Source organism: Rhizobium leguminosarum (genome assembly GCF_019798305.1).
GTDB lineage: Bacteria > Pseudomonadota > Alphaproteobacteria > Rhizobiales > Rhizobiaceae > Rhizobium > Rhizobium leguminosarum_U.
In genome coordinates, this window is sequence record NZ_JAAXDD010000001.1 from 141,637 (window position 1) to 160,618 (window position 18,982).

At 62.6% G+C, this 18,982-nt stretch carries 13 protein-coding genes; 7 read left to right on the forward strand and 6 right to left on the reverse strand.

The features are described from left to right. Nucleotides 1–73: 73 nt before the first annotated feature. Nucleotides 74–3,385: an oligosaccharide flippase family protein gene (locus HFO99_RS00640; protein ID WP_222358443.1), complete on the forward strand. Its 3,312-nt coding sequence runs from the start codon at nucleotides 74–76 to the stop codon at nucleotides 3,383–3,385. A gap of 73 nt (nucleotides 3,386–3,458) precedes the next feature. Here the strand turns inward: HFO99_RS00640 and HFO99_RS00645 are convergent, their stop codons facing one another. From HFO99_RS00645 to HFO99_RS00655, 3 genes are all read right to left on the reverse strand, one after another. Then, complete coding sequence (locus HFO99_RS00645) at nucleotides 3,459–4,637, reverse strand: glycosyltransferase family 4 protein (protein ID WP_222358446.1); 1,179 nt, start codon at nucleotides 4,635–4,637, stop codon at nucleotides 3,459–3,461. Nucleotides 4,638–4,886: 249 nt separating this feature from the next. Then, on the reverse strand, nucleotides 4,887–5,123 hold the full coding sequence (locus HFO99_RS00650; protein ID WP_003567502.1) for an Lrp/AsnC ligand binding domain-containing protein: 237 nt from the start codon (nucleotides 5,121–5,123) through the stop codon (nucleotides 4,887–4,889). Between the two features lie 68 nt (nucleotides 5,124–5,191). After that, on the reverse strand, nucleotides 5,192–6,100 hold the full coding sequence (locus HFO99_RS00655; RefSeq protein ID WP_222249100.1) for a LysR family transcriptional regulator: 909 nt from the start codon (nucleotides 6,098–6,100) through the stop codon (nucleotides 5,192–5,194). Nucleotides 6,101–6,184: 84 nt separating this feature from the next. Between HFO99_RS00655 and HFO99_RS00660 the strand changes: the two genes are divergently transcribed. The 6 genes from HFO99_RS00660 to HFO99_RS00685 all read left to right on the forward strand — a co-directional run bounded on the left by HFO99_RS00660 (nucleotide 6,185) and on the right by HFO99_RS00685 (nucleotide 14,726). Further along, nucleotides 6,185–7,615, forward strand: a complete 1,431-nt coding sequence (locus HFO99_RS00660) for a VOC family protein (protein ID WP_222358449.1) — start codon at nucleotides 6,185–6,187, stop codon at nucleotides 7,613–7,615. Between the two features lie 192 nt (nucleotides 7,616–7,807). Next, complete coding sequence (locus HFO99_RS00665; protein ID WP_222358452.1) at nucleotides 7,808–9,091, forward strand: NAD(P)/FAD-dependent oxidoreductase; 1,284 nt, start codon at nucleotides 7,808–7,810, stop codon at nucleotides 9,089–9,091. Nucleotides 9,092–9,136: 45 nt separating this feature from the next. Next, nucleotides 9,137–10,675: an aldehyde dehydrogenase family protein gene (locus tag HFO99_RS00670; protein WP_222334740.1), complete on the forward strand. Its 1,539-nt coding sequence runs from the start codon at nucleotides 9,137–9,139 to the stop codon at nucleotides 10,673–10,675. Nucleotides 10,676–10,873: 198 nt separating this feature from the next. Continuing rightward, nucleotides 10,874–11,875 (forward strand): iron ABC transporter substrate-binding protein, encoded by a 1,002-nt coding sequence (locus tag HFO99_RS00675; RefSeq protein ID WP_222358456.1) that lies wholly within the window; start codon nucleotides 10,874–10,876, stop codon nucleotides 11,873–11,875. A 149-nt stretch (nucleotides 11,876–12,024) separates the two neighbouring features. Continuing rightward, nucleotides 12,025–13,692, forward strand: coding sequence for an ABC transporter permease (locus HFO99_RS00680; RefSeq protein ID WP_222334738.1), 1,668 nt, complete (start codon nucleotides 12,025–12,027; stop codon nucleotides 13,690–13,692). After that, nucleotides 13,689–14,726, forward strand: coding sequence for an ABC transporter ATP-binding protein (locus tag HFO99_RS00685; RefSeq protein WP_222249091.1), 1,038 nt, complete (start codon nucleotides 13,689–13,691; stop codon nucleotides 14,724–14,726). Before HFO99_RS00680 ends, HFO99_RS00685 begins: the two co-directional genes overlap by 4 nt. 46 nt (nucleotides 14,727–14,772) lie before the next feature. Here the strand turns inward: HFO99_RS00685 and HFO99_RS00690 are convergent, their stop codons facing one another. The 3 genes from HFO99_RS00690 to HFO99_RS00700 form a co-directional block, all read right to left on the reverse strand. Further along, nucleotides 14,773–16,107, reverse strand: coding sequence for a glucoamylase family protein (locus HFO99_RS00690; RefSeq protein WP_222358458.1), 1,335 nt, complete (start codon nucleotides 16,105–16,107; stop codon nucleotides 14,773–14,775). Nucleotides 16,108–16,361: 254 nt separating this feature from the next. Beyond that, nucleotides 16,362–18,200, reverse strand: a complete 1,839-nt coding sequence (locus HFO99_RS00695) for an ABC transporter ATP-binding protein (protein ID WP_222334735.1) — start codon at nucleotides 18,198–18,200, stop codon at nucleotides 16,362–16,364. Between the two features lie 25 nt (nucleotides 18,201–18,225). Next, a complete protein-coding gene (locus HFO99_RS00700; RefSeq protein ID WP_222358461.1) occupies nucleotides 18,226–18,981 on the reverse strand; it encodes a DUF1028 domain-containing protein in 756 nt (251 codons plus the stop codon). Nucleotide 18,982 lies beyond the last annotated feature (1 nt).

An 18,982-nucleotide genomic window follows, 5' to 3' on the forward strand; every position in this document is an offset into this window, starting at 1 on the left:
CCGTTTTATTTTAATATTTTCGCATTAGAGATGGCGGGTATGCGGCTGTAGGCCGATCCTGACGGATGGACAGATGTCGAAGGGTATTATCGCAAACTCGGTGATGAACGGGGCGGCAGGCATGCTGCTGCTTCTGACGGGCTTCGTTTCCTCGATCATAACCGCGCGGTTGCTCGGGCCGGAAGCCAACGGCATCGTCGCCTTTTCGCTCTGGCTGGTGGTGACCGGCGCCTCGATCGCCGAACTCGGCTCCAGCATCACGCTGCTGAAGACGTTGCCGCAACTTTCGGCGGAAGGCTTCGACGCGCGCCGCCGGAGGGGATTTGCCGCCATCCTCGTCAGCTTCATGATGTTCTCGACCGTCGCGCTGCTGGCGCTCTACGCGCTGTTCTTCCTGACCTCCGAAAAGATGCACTGGGCCGACACCGCGCCATCCGTCGCTCGGGTCACGGGGGTGCTGTTCTTCATCCAGGCGATCGGATCCTTCGTCAAATTCTACCTGATCGGCGAAAAGAAGCTGGGCGCGTTCTTTAAGCTGACGGTCGCCGTCTCGATCTTGCAGCTTGCCGGCGTTGCCGTCGGCGCCGTATTCTACGGCGTCGAGGGCGTTCTCGTCGGTTATGCGCTCGGCCAGCTCGTGCTGTTTTTCGCCACGCTGCCGATCCTTCTGGCGCGGCGCGACTGGTGCGGGGTCTCGCTAAAATATCTCGCCTCCTCCTCCGTCATCCTGTCGATCCAGTTCATCATCGATTCCATTTTTCTCAACCGGCTCGAGTTGCTCTTCCTGCAGCAGTTCTGGTCGGTGGAAATGGTCGGCTATTATGCCGTCGGCCTGTCGATCGCGAATATCGCGCTGCAACTGCCGATCCAGATGACCGGCAGCCTGCTGCCCTATTATTCCGAGCGGCGGCACAGCAGCGGCGATTCGACATTGCCGGTCGAGGTCTTTACCGCTGTTACCCGCAGCATGGCCTATATCGTGCTGCCGATGAGCCTCGGGCTTGCCGCGATCTCCAGCGAACTGGTGCTCGTCGTGTTCGGCGAAGCGTTCCGCCGCAGCGGGACGGTGGTGGCGCTGCTTGCGCTTGTTGCTCCCGCCTATACCTTCATGCAGATCCTCAGCCTCTATCTGCTGTCGATGGACAGGGCGCGCTCCCGCCTGAACATCAGTGTGATAGGTGGCCTACTGATGGTAGCGGGTTGTTTACTGATCGTACCTAGGCTTGCGGCCGAGGGTGCCGCACTCGTGCGCATCCTCGTATTCGTTGCGATGTCGGTGATGATGATCAGACAGACAGGATTCGGATCCCAGCTTTCGGGTCTCTACGCAAGCCTGACGAAGGTGACGCTCGCCTCCGTTCTCTGTGCTTGCGGAGCGACTTCCGTGCTGGAATTCGTCCAGGGTCCGGCCGGATTGGTCGGCGCGATCATCGCCGGCGCATTCGCCTATTTTGCAGCTCTCCGGGTGCTGCGCGCCGTGCCGGGCGAGGATGTCGAAGTCATGCGCTCCATTCTCGAGAAGATGCCGTCCCTGCTGCGGCGACCGATCGGCCAGGCGATCAATTTCATCGCGCCGCGGCTTCCCGGCGATCCCGATCGCGCCAAGGTCGCGCCCGGCGAATTCTCGCTGGAACCGGCCGAGGGCGCGGGACGCAGCGCCGCCCTGCCTGTGGTCTTCGACGGCACGATCGGGCTGTTCATGCCTGAAAATCCTCTCGCCAAGAAACGTTCGGCCGCCGTGCTTTTCGTCAGCCCGTGGGGTTTCGAGGAGATGTGCAGCCGCAAATTCTTCCGCGTCGCGGCCGAGCACTTCTCGGATATCGGCGTGCCGAGCCTGCGCTTCGACTATCGTGGCACCGGCGATGCGCTTAATTTCGACGCACTGCCGGCGAGGCTGGAAACCTGGGAAGATTCGATCCGTGCGGCCGCCGACAAGCTGAAGTCGCTGAGCGGCTGCGACCGCATCATCCTCATCGCACAGGGCCTTGGTGCGACACTTGCCCATCGCGTCGGTTCCTCGATCGAGGGCGTCGACAGCCTCGTCATGCTGGCACCGGTGCTGAGTGGCAGGGCCTATCTGCGCGAACTCACCATGTGGTCCAAGATCATCGATGCCGATCTTGGCCTCGGCAAGGAGCATATCCAGACCGCCAAGGTGCAGATTGCCGGGCTCGTCATGCCCGAAGAGATCGCTGCCGAACTCGGCAAGCTCAACATCACCTCGCCGCAGGGGCTCGCAGCCTCCCGCTATCTGATCCTCGAACGTCCTGCCAAGGCCGAGGATACCGGCTTTGCCGATGCGCTGAAGGCGCTTGGCGCCGATGTCGAGCAGAAGGCCTTCGAAGGCTATGACGAGCTCGCCACCAATCCGCTGTTTGCCAAGACGCCGATGGCTGTCGTGGCGCTGCTGACGACGTGGCTGGAGGCAACGACGACGGCGACATCCGCCGCCCATTCGTCGGCGGCGATCGACAACCCGCCGCTTGCCGGCGATGATTTTACCGAAACGCCGGTGCGTTTCGGAAGCCACAATCATCTGGTCGGCGTCGTCAGCCGGCCGCTCGGCGAGATCAAGGGCAATGCCGTGCTCTTCCTGTCGACAGCCTATGACCGGCATGCCGGCTGGGGACGGACGACGGTGGATATGGCGCGCGAGCTCGCCCGCCAGGGCGTCGTTTCGCTGCGTTTCGATTCCGCCAATGTCGGCGACAGCCCGCCGCGGCCGGATGCGCCGGAACAGGTGCTTTATTCGGATACGCAGACCGCGGATGCAGTCGCCGCGCTCGATCTGCTCGAAAGCGTCGTCGCCGGCCCCGTCATGATCGCGGGCCGATGCAGCGGCGGCTATGTCGCCTTCCGCGCCGGCGTCGCCGACGAACGGCTGAAGGCAGTCGTGTCGATCAATCCCTTCGTCTATTACTGGGATCCTGACATGCCGGTGCGCCGGGAGCATGTCGTCTCCGTTCCCCGTAGCCTCGATGATTACAGCCAGCGTCTGGCGCGGCTCGACACGCTGAAGCGGCTGCTGCGCGGCCAGGTGGATGTCGTTGCGGCGCTGCAGAACATCGTCATCGCCGCCGGCCGCCGGCTGTCGCCGTGGATCGCGCCGTTGCTCGAGCTGCTCCCTGACCGGCGCCATATTGCCCGCGAGGTCAGGCACTCATTCGCGCTGTTCGGCAAACGCAAGGTGCCGCTGACGCTGATCTACAGCGAAGGCGATGTCGGGCTCGACCACGTCTATTTCCACTTCGGACCGCGCGGCGCCAGGCTTTCCCGCTATCCGAACGTGCGGCTGCTGATGCTGCCGGATGCCGACCACAACCTGACGCCGCCGCAATCGCGCAAATTCGTGCTCGACGAGATCATCCGTCTGGCAAGAGCGTGACCGGGGATTTTACAGCGTTTCGCGTCTTTTCACGCGCGCAACGCTGTAGCGTCTATGCGGCAGAGAGACAGGATCAGATGCTTTCTGCGGCGACGATATCCAGCGATCTGTAGAGATCGATATAACGTCCGGCGACGATATCCCAGGAATAGCCGCGGGCGGCGTCGAGAAGCTCCGCTCGAACGGTGTCCGGTTGGCGCGAAAGAGTTTCATGCGCTGTTTCGATCGCCGTGGCGGCGGTCTCAGGATTCATGAAATCGGCAAGCATGAGAACGGGATGCCGGGCGGCAAGCGTTGCAAAAGCATCGTTGGCGTTCAGCACCGGCAGGAGGCCGGCGCTCATCGCCTCCAGCGCCACTAGGCCGAAACCTTCATATTCCGAGGCGGAGGCGAAAATTGAGGCTTCTGCGATGACGCGCCGGATGGTGTCGTTCTCGGGCGACACATGCAGGGTGACGCGGCCGGAAAGATGACGGCTTTCGATTGCGCCTTCGACGTCCGCTCGGTTCAGGTCGGATTCGGCACCGACGATGTCGAGATGCCATTCCGGGTCACGGGTCTTCAGCATGGCCATCGCATCGAGCAGGTGGTCCAGCCGCTTGTTCACCGAAAACCGGCCAATCGTGACGATGCGGCGCTTTGCCCGGCGCGAAGCGATGTCGGCGAACTTGCCGATATCGGCGCCGTTTTCGATCAGCAGGCTGTCGGGCACGATCTCGGAAAACTGCTTGAGGTCGGAGGCGCTGCAGCAGACGACGCGGCGGTAGGCCGTCGCCGAAGCGCGGGTTAGCGTCTGGAACCAGATCTTCTTGATCGTCGCGTATTTCCGCGTGTGGAAGAAGCCGCCATGGGTGGTGACGATCATCGGCTTGCCGTGCAGCAGCCGGCCCCAGGCGAGCGCATCGAAGAAGAAGTCGATGGCATGGACATGCACGAGATCGGCATCGGCGAGATGGCGGAAGACCTGTGGCGCCAGCGGATAGCGGCTGGTGCCGGACCAGGGAATGCGCACCACCTCGATGCCGTCGATATCTTCGCGAGGCGGCAGCTTATCCGCTGGCGCGGTGAAGAGCGAATCCAGCGTGACGACGCGCACGCGATAACCGCGGCGGACGGTCTGACGGGCGAGATTGGCGACCACTTCTTCCAGGCCGCCGCGATTGGGCAGGAACTGGCGCACGACATGGACGATCAGCGGGGCCGTTTCCAATTGCGGCTTCGCGCGCGCCCTATCTGCCTCGACGATCGACATTTTCCACCTATCGCTGCACGTGCCGGCCTGCGCTGACGCGGGCCCGTAATAGCAACGACCAGACATGCCCGGCGTTAAGGCGCGGTTTAGGCGAGGTCCTGCCAGGGGCAATCTTTGCGAAAAAGGTTAACCGTGTCTGACGGGAATTCAGAGCGTTTCCGTTTTTCTCGAATCACGGAAACGCTCCATCTCTTTTGTCTTCACGCAATTCCGGACGCAAAACCGCTGCGCAGTTTTGCTGGAATTGCTCTAGAATGCCTTGAAGGTCAGCGTCGTCAGCGATCGGACGATGCCGGGAATATTGGCGATATTGTCATTGATGAATTTGCCGATATCCTGGCCTTCCTCGATATAGACCTTCAGCAGCAGATCGTAGTCACCGCTTGTGGAATAGAGCTCCGAGACCAGTTCGGTCTGGTAGATGGCGTCGGCGACCTCATAGGTCTTCCCGGGTGCGCATTGGAGCTGGACGAAGATCGGCTTCATGGAGATTTCCTGCAAAGTTGTTTGGCTGATATAATGGTCGAAAGCGCCACGCCGATGCAAGCCGTTCGTCACGCAGCCGGATTGGCGGCCGCTTCCGCGACGATCCAGTCGTGAAAGGCGGCAAGCGGTGCATAGTCGGCGCGCTCGGGCGGAAAGGCGAGATAATAGCGCTCGCGGCTTTCCATTTCACGGTCGACAGCGGCGACGAGATCGCCGCGCCTGATCTCCTGCTGTATCAGGAATGTCGGCAGCAGGGCGACGCCAAGGCCGGCGATTGCCGCCTGCGCAGCGGTGGCGAACTGGTCGAAGAGCATGCCGTGCACGTTTTCGAAGGAAACGCCATTACCGGCGAACCATTGCTCCCAGGCGTCAGGGCGCGTTGTCAGATGCAGGAGCGGAACAGCGAGCAGATCCTCCGGCGCTTTGATTGCGTATCGTTGCAGAAAATCAGGACTGCAGGCCGGCACCGTGCGCTCCGACATCAGAAGCGCGAGCTCGGCGCCTGGCCAGTGCGGGTGGCCGAAATGGATGGCGGCGTCGATCGAATCGAGGCGGAAATCGAAGGGCGAAAGCCGAGTCACCAGATTAATGGTCACGCCGGGATTGGCGGCGAGGAAGCGTCCCAGGCGCGGCGCCAGCCAGCGCGTGCCGAAGGTCGGCAGGATGGCGAGATTGAGCGTGCCGCCATGCGGATTGGCGCGCAGGTTGAGCGAAGCGCTCGATATCCGCCGCAGCGCCTCGCGAATCTCGCGGGCATATCCGTCGCCGGCTAGCGTCAGCCGCATGGTCTGGCGTTCGCGCAGGAAGAGCTCGACGCCAAGCTGCTCTTCCAGCGCGCTCACCTGGCGGCTGACGGCGCTCTGCGTCAGATCGAGTTCGCGCGCCGCTGCCGTCACACTGCCGGTGCGGGCAACCGCCTCGAAGGCGGCGAGATGCGAAATCGATGGCAGAAAACGTCTAGACGTTTGCATGGTCATTCCGTTTCAGAATGGGCTATTTCCAAAATAGCGATATTTCCGGCTTTGTCGCGCGTGTAAAGAGGTTCATCCTGCAAAAACGGAATGAGCCGGAGTTTCCCGATGCCGCAAGCCTTCGTTTCCCCAGACCGCATCCGATCGCTGTTCACCGAGGCGATGTCGCAGATGTACCGGGCGGAGGTGCCGCAATACGGCACGCTGATCGAACTGGTGGCGGATGTGAATGCCGGCTGCCTCGAAAGGGATCCCGACCTGCGCGATCGCCTGGCCCGCGCCGGCGAGCTGGAGCGCATCGATGTCGAACGCCACGGCGCCATTAGGCTCGGTACGGCCGACGAACTCTTCACCATCCGTCGGCTGTTTGCGGTCATGGGCATGCAGCCGGTCGGCTATTACGATCTTTCGGTCGCCGGCGTGCCGGTTCATTCCACCAGCTTCCGGCCGATCGACGAGGCGGCGCTCAACGTCAATCCGTTCCGTGTCTTCACCTCGCTGCTGCGATTGGAACTGATCGAGGACGAAGGGCTGCGCGGCGAGGCCGAAGCCATTCTGGCGAAACGGCGGATCTACACGCCGCGCGCCGTCGCGTTGATCGAGCGCCACGAGCAGAAGGGCGGCCTGAGCGAGGCGGAGGCAACTGAATTCGTCGCCGAGGCGCTTGAAACCTTCCGCTGGCATGGCGAAGCGACAGTCAGCGCCGAAACCTACAAGCGGCTGCATGATGCCCATCGGCTGATCGCCGACGTCGTCAGCTTCAAGGGGCCGCACATCAACCATCTGACGCCGCGCACGCTCGACATCGATGCGGTCCAGGCCCGCATGCCGGAACGCGGCATCACGCCGAAGGCGGTCATCGAAGGGCCGCCGCGCCGTCATTGCGATATCCTGCTGCGACAGACGAGTTTCAAGGCGCTGGAGGAAACGATCGCCTTTTCCGATGATGACGGTGCGATTCAAGGGACGCATACCGCCCGCTTCGGGGAGATCGAACAGCGCGGCGTAGCGCTGACGGCGAAGGGCCGGGCGCTCTACGACCAACTGCTCGCCTCGGTTCGCGGCGAGGTGCAGGTGGGCGCCGGCGGCGCCAAGGCCGGTGCCTACGACGACGAACTCGCCGCGCGTTTCAAGGCACTGCCGGATAGCTGGGATGAGTTGCGCAGGGCGGATCTGGCCTTTTTCCGCTATTCCGCGACGCCTGCGGGCATTGCCGCCGCGGCCGGCAGCAGGCTGCCCGGCGATCCGGAGGCGCTGATCGCCAAGGGTTACCTCGCCTTCACCCCGATCGTCTACGAAGACTTCCTGCCCGTCAGCGCGGCCGGCATCTTCCAGTCGAACCTCGGCACCGACCAGCAGCAGAACTATGCGACCCGCTCGAACCGTGACGCGTTCGAGGCAGCACTCGGCGCTACCGTTCAGGACGAGCTGGCGCTTTACGCCGAACGCCAGGCCGCATCGCTGGATTCGGCGCTGGCTGCGCTCGGCCTTGCGGGCCTGCCGCTGAAGACCGTTGCGTGAAATGGCCGCTTCAACGCTTTCTTTTATGCACTTGTACGGTTCAGCTTTTCATGGAAGCGCAGACCGCTCTAAGCTTTTGTTTTTGCGCAATTCCCGGCAAAATCGCTTCCCGATTTGCCTGGGAAAACCGCTTCGCACTTTTCCTGGAATTGCTCTAGAGTACCCGCGATTTCGCTCTGATCGGACTGAGCCATGCTGAATGATCCGCGCTCCCACGGCCTCTGGGAAAAAACAGCGCCCGAAGCGCCGACGACCTCGCCTCTCGACGGCGCGGTATCGGCCGATGTCGTCATCGTCGGCGGCGGTTACACCGGTCTCTCTTCCGCCCTGCATCTTGCCGAAGCCGGGTCGAAGGTAGTGCTGCTGGAGGCCAAAGAGATCGGCTTCGGCGGCGCGGGGCGCAATGTCGGACTGATCAATGCCGGCATGTGGGTGATGCCGAACGATCTGCCCGGCGTGCTCGGCCCGGTGCATGGCGAACGTCTGCTCGATCTGCTCGGCAATGCGCCGAAGCTCGTCATGGAACTGATCGACAAACATCAGATTGCCTGCGAACTTGAACGGAACGGCACGCTGCATTGCGCGGTCGGGGCGGACGGGCTGAAGGAAATCGAGCATCGCGCGGCGCAATGGTCCGCCCGCGGCGCAGCCGTGACGCTGCTCGATGCCGCGGAAACGGCAAAACGCATCGGCAGCGATGCCTATACCGGTTCTCTGCTCGACAAACGCGCCGGCACGCTGCAGCCTCTTGCCTATGCGCGCGGCCTTGCCCATACCGCCGTCAAAGCCGGCGTCGCCATTCACACATCCAGCCCGGTCGTTTCAACGGAGCGCAATGGCAGCCGCTGGACCGTGAAGACATCAAGCGGCGAAGTCAGCGCCGAGTGGATCATTGTCGCGACAGATGCCTACAGCACCGGCCCGTGGGAGCAGGTGCGCAGCGAACAAGTGCATCTGCCCTATTTCAATTTTGCCACCGTGCCGCTGGGCCACAATCTGCGCCAGTCGATCCTGCCAGGACGGGAAGGCGCATGGGATACCAAGGAAATCCTCTCCTCCTTCCGCATGGACCAGGCCGGCCGTCTCGTTTTTGGCAGTGTTGGGGCGCTGCGCAATACCGGTCTTGCGGTGCACAAGGGCTGGGCCAAACGCGCCTTGAAGCGGCTCTTCCCAATTATCGGCGAGGTCGAATTCGAGTGCGAATGGTATGGCCAGATCGGCATGACCGACAATGCGCTGCCGCGCTTCCACAAATTCGCACCTGGTGTCGTCGGCTTTTCGGGCTACAATGGCCGCGGCATTGCCCCCGGTACGGTCTTCGGCCGCACGCTGGCGGAGCATATCCTCGGCCGGCTTGCGGAAGCCGATCTGCCGCTGCCGCTGACTTCGCCCACCGAGCCAAGCTTCCGTGCACTCAAGGAAATATGGTACGAAGCCGGCGCTCAGGTCGCCCATTTCGCCGATGCCCGCTTCTGAGAAGCGATACACGCTTCTGAGAATAATAAGATTGGAAACATGACAATGACCATCGCCGTCCTCGATCTCGCCACCGAAACCGCCAAACTGCTTGCCGAACTCGGCGTCGATGCCGGCCGCTATCACGGCGGCACGCTTTCTGTCACCTCGCCGGTTACCGGCAAGGAAATCGGCAAACTCAGGGAACATTCCGCTTCCGAGACGAAGGCGGCGATCGAAGCGGCGCACCAGGCCTTTCTCGAATGGCGTGCCGTGCCGGCGCCGAAGCGCGGCGAACTGGTCCGCCTGCTGGGCGAGGAACTGCGCGCCTCCAAGGCGGCGCTCGGCCGTCTCGTTTCGATCGAGGTTGGCAAGATCACTTCGGAAGGTCTGGGCGAAGTGCAGGAGATGATCGACATCTGCGATTTCGCGGTCGGCCTTTCCCGTCAGCTTTATGGCCTGACGATTGCCACCGAGCGCTCCGAGCACCGGATGATGGAAAGCTGGCATCCGCTCGGCGTGATCGGCATCATCTCCGCCTTCAACTTCCCGGTTGCCGTCTGGTCGTGGAATGCGGCGCTGGCGATGGTCTGCGGCAATTCCACCATCTGGAAGCCCTCGGAAAAGACGCCGTTGACGGCGCTTGCCGTGCAGGCGCTGTTCGAAAAGGCGCTGAAGCGTTTTGTCGCCGAGGGCGGTACCGCACCGGCCAATCTGTCGACGCTGATCATCGGCGGCCGCGAGGTCGGCGAAGTGCTGGTCGATCATCCGAAGATCCCGCTGGTTTCCGCCACCGGCTCGACGGCCATGGGCCGCGCCGTCGGTCCGCGCTTGTCGCAGCGTTTTGCCCGCGCCATTCTCGAACTCGGCGGCAACAATGCGGCGATCGTCTGCCCGTCGGCCGATCTCGACCTGACGCTGCGCGGCGTCGCCTTCTCCGCCATGGGCACGGCCGGCCAGCGCTGCACGACGCTGCGCCGTCTCTTCGTCCATGACAGCGTCTACGACCAGCTGGTGCCGCGCCTGCAGAAGGCCTATGGCTCCGTCACCATCGGCAATCCGCTCGAAAGCGGTACGCTTGTGGGACCGTTGATCGACGGCCAGGCTTTCGAGAGGATGCAGGCAGCGCTTGGCGAGGCGAAATCGGCCGGAGGCACGGTGACCGGCGGCGAACGCGTCGACAATGGCTCGGCTGAGGCCTTCTACGTTCGCCCGGCGCTTGTCGAAATGCCGGATCAGACCGGTCCCGTCGAGCACGAGACCTTCGCGCCGATCCTCTATGTGATGAAATACAGTGACTTCGACGAAGTGCTGGCGCTGCACAATGCCGTGCCGCAAGGGCTGTCGTCGTCGATCTTCACCAACGACATGCGCGAGGCCGAAACCTTCGTCTCCGCGCGCGGTTCGGATTGCGGCATCGCCAACGTCAACCTCGGACCGTCGGGCGCCGAGATCGGCGGCGCCTTCGGCGGAGAGAAGGAGACCGGCGGCGGCCGTGAATCCGGTTCGGATGCCTGGAAGGCCTATATGCGCCGCTCCACCAACACGATCAATTACGGCAGGACGCTGCCGCTGGCGCAGGGCGTCAAGTTCGACGTCGAATAAGCCGACTGAACAGAGGCGGCGTTCGGGGAGCGTCGCCTTTTTGGCCAAATCGAAATTTATTCCCCGGTAACATGAAATATTCAGTCAAGATATTGTGATGGCTTTTCCGGCTAGGCCAAACTTGAAATCAGCAGTCAGGAAAAATATACGCCTCTAATCGCCCTTGGGAGCTCGGGCGCCATTGCCACGGAGGCCATCATGAACATTGCTCTTAATCGTTTTTCCCTTGCGCTTGTCGCTTCTCTTCTCGCCGCCAGCGCCCATGCGCAGGACGAAAGTCTCGTCGTCTACAATGCCCAACACGAAAGCCTTGGCCGCGAATGGATCGATGCCTTCACCAAGGATACCGGCATCAAGGTCACCATGCGCCAAGGCAGCGACATGCAGTTCGCCAACCAGATCATCCAGGAAGGCGACGCCTCTCCAGCTGACGTATTCCTGACCGAAAATTCACCGGCGATGACGCTGGTCGATGGCGCGGGCCTCTTCGCCCCCATCGAAAAGGAAACGCTGGATCAGGTTCCGGAGCAGTATCGCCCGGCTGACGGCATGTGGACCGGCATTGCCGCCCGCACCACGGTCTTTGTCTATGACAAGACCAAGCTCACCGAGGACAAGCTGCCGAAGTCGATGCTCGACCTCGCAGATCCGGCATGGAAGGGCCGCTGGGGTGCGGCGCCCGCCGGCGCCGATTTCCAGGCGATCGTGGCCTCGCTGCTGCAGCTCAAGGGCGAAGGCGCCACCAAGGCATGGCTGAAAGGCCTCAAGGACAACGCCACCCCCTACAAGGGCAACAGCGTCGCCATGAAGGCCGTCAATGCTGGCGAAGTCGAAGGCGCGATCATCTATCATTACTACTGGTTCGGCGATCAGGCCAAAACCGGCGAGAACAGCAAGAATGTCGGCCTGCACTACTTCAAGAACCAGGATCCGGGTGCTTTCGTCAGCGTTTCGGGCGGCGGCGTCCTGAAGTCCACGCAGCACATGAAGGAAGCCCAGGCTTTCCTGAAGTTCCTCACCAGCAAGGCTGGCCAGGCAGTCCTCAAGGATGGCGATTCTTATGAATATGCCATCGGCAAGGATGCGCCTTCGAACGACAAGCTCACTCCGCTTGCCGATCTCAACGCGCCGAAGGTCGAAGCTTCGACTCTCGACAGCAAGAAGGTCGTCGAACTGATGACGGCCGCCGGCCTGATCTAAAGCGTGGCGCGCCACACTTTAGATCTTTGGTTTTCCGCATGCCGTCGTCGCAAAACCGCGGCACAGTTTTGCGCGACATGCTTTGACCTTTCTGCCGCAGGCGTCTTCCGGCCAAAACTATTGCATTTGGCTCAAGAAAACCTTAGGGCATGACGATATCCGGCAACCGCCCTTCAAAGGCGGTTGCCTTCCTTTTTCAGCGTGTAAAGGCATCGGCCTTGCTGCAGGACAACAGATTGCTCGTATCCGGCAACCAGGCGCCGGTCGCGCCGAGGGCCACGCGAATGGTTTTGCCGCGCGGACGCATGCCGCACGCTTCCGTGATCCTGCTTGCAACCGTCGTCGCGATCTTCAGTCTCGTGCCGCTCGGCTTCATCGGCTGGGTCACCTACGATGTCGGCTTTGAAACGGTGAAGGCCCTGGTCTTCCGGCCACGCGTCGGCGAACTTCTCGTCAATACGATTCTTCTGGAATCGATCACGATTCCGCTGTCGATCGCGCTTGCCGTGACGCTCGCCTGGCTGACGGAACGGACGGACATTCCTTTGGCGCGGCTCTGGGCCTGGCTGGCGATTGCTCCGCTCGCCGTGCCTGCCTTCGTGCACAGCTATGCCTGGGTCAGCCTTGTTCCCGGCATGCGTGGCCTGCAGAGTGGCGTCTTCGTCTCGGTCATCGCCTATTATCCGTTCCTCTACCTGCCGGTCGTCGCAGCGCTGCGCCGTCTCGATCCGGCCATCGAGGATGCCGCGGCCTCGCTTGGCCTTGATCCCTGGCGGGTCTTCTTCCGCGCCGTGCTGCCGCAGTTGAGGCTCGCCATCTGCGGCGGTTCGCTGCTGATCGCGCTGCATCTGCTTTCGGAGTACGGACTGTTCGTCATGATCCGGTTCGACACGTTCGCGACGGCGATCGTCGATCAGTTCCAGTCCTCCTACAACAGCCCGGCCTCGAACATGCTCGGCGGCGTGCTCGTCGCCTGCTGTCTTTTTCTGCTCGGCTTCGAGGTGCTGGTGCGCGGCAACGAACGTTATGCCCGCGTCGGCTCCGGCTCGCCTCGCCCGGCGGACCGCCGCCGGCTGGGCTGGTTCGTGGTGCCCGCGGTTTTGCTGCCTCTCATGCTGGCGGTGCTGACGCTCGGCGTGCCGCTGGTGACGCTTGGCCGTTGGCTCTATCTCGGCGGCACCGATATCTGGCGCATCGACGTCGGCAGCGCCTTCCTGCAGACGATCGTACTTGCCATTGTCGGCGGCGTGCTGGCGACGATTGCAGCAGCACCGATGGCCTGGCTTTCCGTGCGGGCGCCCGGCCGCCTCCAGCGCGTGCTCGAAGCCTGCCATTATTATGTCGGCTCGCTGCCGGGCGTCGTCGTGGCTCTGGCGCTGGTAACGATCACCGTGCGTCTCGTGTTGCCGCTCTATCAGACCTTCGCAACACTGCTCGTCGCCTATGTGATGCTTTTCCTGCCGCGCGCCATGGTCGGGCTGCGCGCCAGCATCGCCCAAGCCCCGGTAGAGCTGGAGCGCGCCGCGATGGGCCTCGGCCGCACCCCGGGCCAGGCGGTGCGGCAGATCACCATGCGGCTTGCAGCACCTGGAGCGGCCGCCAGCGTCGCGCTGGCCGCACTCGGCATCACCAATGAACTCACGGCGACACTGATGCTGTCGCCCAACGGCGTCGATACGCTGGCGACGAAATTCTGGTCGCTGACCAGCGAGATCGATTATGTCTCGGCCGCCCCTTACGCCTTCATGATGGTCGTGCTGTCGCTGCCGCTCACCCTTATGCTCTATATCCAATCGAAACGGACCACCGGCCAATGACGCTGCTCACGATCGAGAACATCAGCAAGCGCTATGGCCCCGTCCAGGCGTTGAAGGATATTTCGCTCGAGGTCTCGGCGGGCAGCCGCACCGCCGTTGTCGGCCCGTCCGGTTCGGGCAAGACGACGCTTCTGCGCATCATTGCCGGTTTCGAGCAACCCGATGTCGGCAGGGTGACGCTGGATGGCGAGGTGCTCGCGGATGGTCCGGCGACAGTACCGGCGCATAAACGCGGCATCGGCATCGTCTCGCAGGATGGCGCGTTGTTTCCGCACTTAAGCGTTGCCGAAAATATCGGCTTCGGCTTCGAACGAAGGGCGGCGGATCGCGAGAAGCGCGTGCTCGAGCTGCTCGATATGGTCGAACTCGACCGCGGCATGCTGGCGCGGCGCCCGCATCAGCTTTCCGGCGGGCAACAGCAGCGCGTGGCGCTCGCCCGCGCGCTCGGCCGCAAGCCGCGGCTGATGCTGCTCGACGAACCTTTTTCTGCACTCGATACCGGCCTGCGAGAGAATATGCGCAAGGCGGTTGCGCGTGTGCTGCAGGCGGCCGGAATCACCACCATTCTCGTCACCCATGACCAGGAAGAGGCGCTGACCTTTGCCGATCAGGTCGCGGTGCTCAGGGAAGGACGGCTGATCCAGGCCGGATCGCCGCAATCATTGTATCTGCATCCGCGCGATCGCGAGACGGCGCTGTTCCTCGGCGATGCCGTGCTGCTTCCCGCGATCATCCGGAACGGACTCGCAGACTGCGCCCTCGGCCGTGTCGCCGTCGAAGGCAGTCGTCAGGGCAAGGCGGAGATCATGCTGCGGCCCGAGCAGATTCGCGTCGTTGCCGATGTAAGCGATCGCGACTATGGCGGACGTGTCGTCGAGGTGGAATTCGGCGGCGCGGTCTGTACCGTTGCCGTTTCGCTGGACGGCGTTGCGCTGCCGCCAATCCTGATCAAGACCTCGAGCGTCGCCCTTCCGGCGCGAGGTGATCTCGTTCGCCTCGATATCGCCGGCAAGGCGCATGTCTTCGAGAGCTGACTTAGAGCGCCGCGCGTCTTTTTAGACGCGCTTTTGCTCGGATTGCTCAGCCGAACTTGCGCACCACGTCTTCCGGCTCGATGCCTTCGAGCCAGCCGCCGGTAAAGCCGGCGCGTTCGAGGCCGAGGCGGATGACCGGCGATTGCCGCATCAGCTTCCAAATGAAATCCGAACGGTCGTTCTCGATGGTCATGACGACAAGGCCCTGGTCGATGCCGACGGTACGGTCGTCGACCCAACCTTCCGGCCGCTTAGTCTTGACCGTCGGGTTGAAGCCACCTGGGAAGCCGCCTTCCAACAGCAGGTTCGGATAGGTGGTCAGAAGCGCCTTTGTGCCGTCGAGAGCTGCCTGCCGGTCGTAGGGCAGGCAGGCAAGGGCTGCCCAGGGTGCGATCGTGCCGTCATCGGGGCCGAGCGGTGCGCCGCGTGCGGCATAACCCAGAACCTTCGGCTGGCGGCCGCCGCGCATGCGCCGTGTCGGCGGCGGGCCGTCGGAGGCGGAAAGCCCCCAGATATTCCTGTTATAGCCGACGAACTGGCCGGGATTGCGCTCGGCATAGTCACGTTGGACGTTGATCATCACCTGAGTGTTGCGGAAATAGTCCCAGTTCCGTTCCGCCATCGGCTTGTCCTGAATGGTGCGGAAATCGATCCAGGCATGCGAGAACAGGTGGATAAAGAGCGGCCCGGCATAGAGATATGACTGCTCGCCGTGCAGCATCCAGGAATAGCTTGAGGTAAAGGCGTCGTAGCACGATTGCGGAATGGGATGCGTCGGCGAGGCGAGCGCCAGCGTGTAGAGGATGATCGCCTCGTCGAAGCCGTGATAGCGCCAACGCAGGAAGCCGGAAGCGGGCTTCCAACCCATGGCAATCGTGTCGCCTTTGTTCAGCGCCCACCGCCAGTCGACGCGCTCGTAGATGAAGGTCGCGAGTTCACGGATTTCAGTCTCCGTCTCGTCGTCTTGGCGATTGAAATACTGTGCGGCCGTGAGGATGCCGGCGACAAGCAGCGCCGTATCGATGGTCGAAAGCTCGCTGTTCCAGGCGCGATGGCCGGTATCCATGTGCAGGAAATGATAGAAGAAGCCGCGGTGGCCGGTCGGGTGGCGTTCCTCGCCCTGGCGCGCCTCGGCGAAGAACCGCAGCGTATTGACCGTGCGTTCGGCTGCCTCCTCGCGGCTGATCCATAAACGCTCGACACCAACAGGATAGGAGGAAAGAGCAAAGCCGACGGCTGCGATGCTGCACGGAACCCCGCCGATCGAGGTATCCGCCACAAGGCCGTTTTCGGGATTGGTATATTTCAGGAAGTAGTTGAACGCCGAATGCTGCAGCCTGTCGACGAGCGCTGCATCAATGTCTTCAATCCGTTGCAGCATAGGCTCCTACCCAACTGTTGCATCGCCCCATGCTTCAACATGGTGGCCGTCCCCGGGCAAATCAAACCTTTTTGATTCGCAAGGATAAGAGAACACAAAAGGGTGGAATCGGTCGTTAATAATTATCGGTAAAATAATATCTAGCAGAAGTCATATAAGCGGTGCAGCAAAAAAGACGGCCGGCGCGCCACCGACACGGGTTATTTTCCCGCAATACTTGTTTTCCTGATGCTCTACAAAGCGAGTTTTCCCGCTCAGGCGGCTTCATCGACGCGCACCAGATGGCCCGCCGTCACTTCCCAGTACCGGCGCGGCGGCGCGACGTAGCCGATCGGCCGGACAGGGCTCTTGAGCTCATCGATTCCGAGGTTGCGCTTGATGCCGCGCCGCGAGGGGTCGGGAACGGGCACGGCTGCCATCAGCTTCTTCGTGTAGGCATGCTGCGGATTGCTGAACAATTCCGCACGCGGGCCAATCTCGACGATCTCGCCGAGATACATCACCGCGACACGGTGGCTGACGCGCTCGACCACCGCCATATCGTGAGAAATGAACAGGAAGGCGAGGTTGAGGCTTTGCTGCAGGTCCATCAGCAGATTGCAGACCTGCGCCTTGATCGAGACATCGAGGGCTGAAACGCTTTCATCGGCGACGATCACCTTCGGATCGAGTGCGAGCGCGCGGGCGATGCAGATGCGCTGGCGCTGACCGCCGGAAAATTCGTGCGGATAGCGTTTCATCATGTCGGATTTCAGCCCGACGCGTTCGAGAAGATCGGCTGCCTTGTCGCGGGCCTGGGCGCCGGTGCCGAGGCCATGCTCCGTAATCGGTTCGGCGACGGCGGCGCCGACGGTCATGCGCGGGTTGAGGCTGGCGAAGGGATCCTGAAAGATCATTTGGATGCTGCGGCGCATCCGTCTGAGACTGGTCGCGTCAAGACTCAGCACGTCATAGCCGTCGAGGCTGACGCTGCCGCCGTTCGGCTGCACGAGGCGGGTGATCGAGCGGCCGGTGGTCGACTTGCCGCAACCGGATTCTCCGACGAGCGACAGTGTCTCGCCCTGGAAGAGATCGAAAGAGACGTCCTCGACCGCATGGATCGCGCCGGTCTTGCGGCCGAGCAGGCCGCCGCGGATGTCGAAACGGGTAACGAGGTTCTTGACTTCGAGGATCGGCGTCCGGCGGCGGTCGACGGTATCGGCCACCTCGATCGGCTCGCGGCGTTCGCCGGTCGTGGTATCGACGACCGGGAAACGCAGCGGCCATTTCCGGTCGGCCATCGAGCCGAGGCGCGGCACGGCCGAGAGCAAAGCGCGGGTATAGGGATGCCTGCCGCGATGGAAGATGTCGTCGGTCGTGCCGGTTTCCACCGCCTCGCCGCGATACATGACAATGGTGCGGTCGGCGATTTCGGCGACGACGCCCATGTCATGGGTGATGAAGAGCACGGACATGCCCTCTTCTTCCTGCAGCATCTTGATCAGATCGAGGATCTGGCCCTGGATCGTCACGTCGAGCGCCGTCGTCGGTTCGTCGGCGATCAACAGTTTCGGCCGACTGGCGAGCGCCATGGCGATCATCACGCGTTGGCGCATGCCGCCTGAGAACTGGTGCGGATATTCATCGAAGCGCGAGGCGGCGTTGGGGATGCGGACCTTCTCCAGCAGGCGCACGGTTTCAGCCCGCGCCTCGGCCTTGCCGATATTTCCGTGGCAGGTGAGCGCTTCGGAGATCTGGCGGCCGATGGTGAAGATCGGGTTGAGGGATGTCATCGGCTCCTGGAAGATCATGGCGGCGTCGTTGCCGCGTACCCGGCGCATCTCCTTTTCCGAAAGAGCGAGAACATCCTTGCCATTCAAGCTGATGGCGCCGTCGATGCGGCTCGATCCCTTGGCGAGAAGCCGCATGATCGAAAGGGAGGTGACGCTCTTGCCCGAGCCGCTTTCGCCGACAATTGCCACCGTCTCGCCTGGCATGACGTCGAAGGAGACGTCGCGCACCACCGGCTTCCAGTCGCCATCGACGAGGAAGGAGGTCGTCAGGTTCCGGACGGAAAGAACCGGGGAGGCGGGGGCCGAAGAAACATCAAGCATGTCGTTGCCTTGTTCTTGTCTGGGTTCACGTCTTCAAAGGTGTGGCAAAGGAGGCGGATTGCCTGCCTTCGGCGATGCGGGCCGCTTCCAGCGCCGCGATCTTTTCATCGATCTCGCGCCTGTCAGTCATGCCGTTCGGATTTTGCCGCGTCGCCATCGTCTCCGCGACATGCAGATAATGTTCACCCGCCACCGCATGCAGGCGGACAAGATCGGCGAGCGGATCGGGATGATCGTCGGCGCGGATGCTCAGCCACGGATAATCCTGATCGCGGTGGATGACGAGGGCGGCGGACTGCCTGCCGCGCTTGTCACCGCCGGCATCCTCTCCTGCCTGCATCGCCAGCAGCAGGCGTTCGGCCAGCGGCTTGTCCATTGCCTTGTTGTAGGTGGCAAGTGTTTGGGCGACGACGTCGGGACCCGCGAGCATGTTGCCGGCGACCGAGACGTTTTCGTCGATCAGATGTCCCGCCCAGTCGATGCATGCGGGACCGGTGAAGGCGGCGTTGTGCCCCTTCGCATCGATGAGGTGCAGCTGCCGCTGATTGCGGCCGGCGTCACGCGCGGTCAGCTCGGCGATGATCTCCTCCGGTGCCCTGCCTGCAGCCAGCAGCGACAGGCCGTCGACGCCGTAAAGCGGGCTGACGAAGGCCTGGGTGGCGACGGCGCCGATGCCGCCGCGAATATGCGGCACAAGAGCGCCGACGGCGAAGAAGCGGCTCGCGACGGCGATGCCGAGATGACCGCTCAAGGGATCACGGGCGACGATAGACCAGGTCATG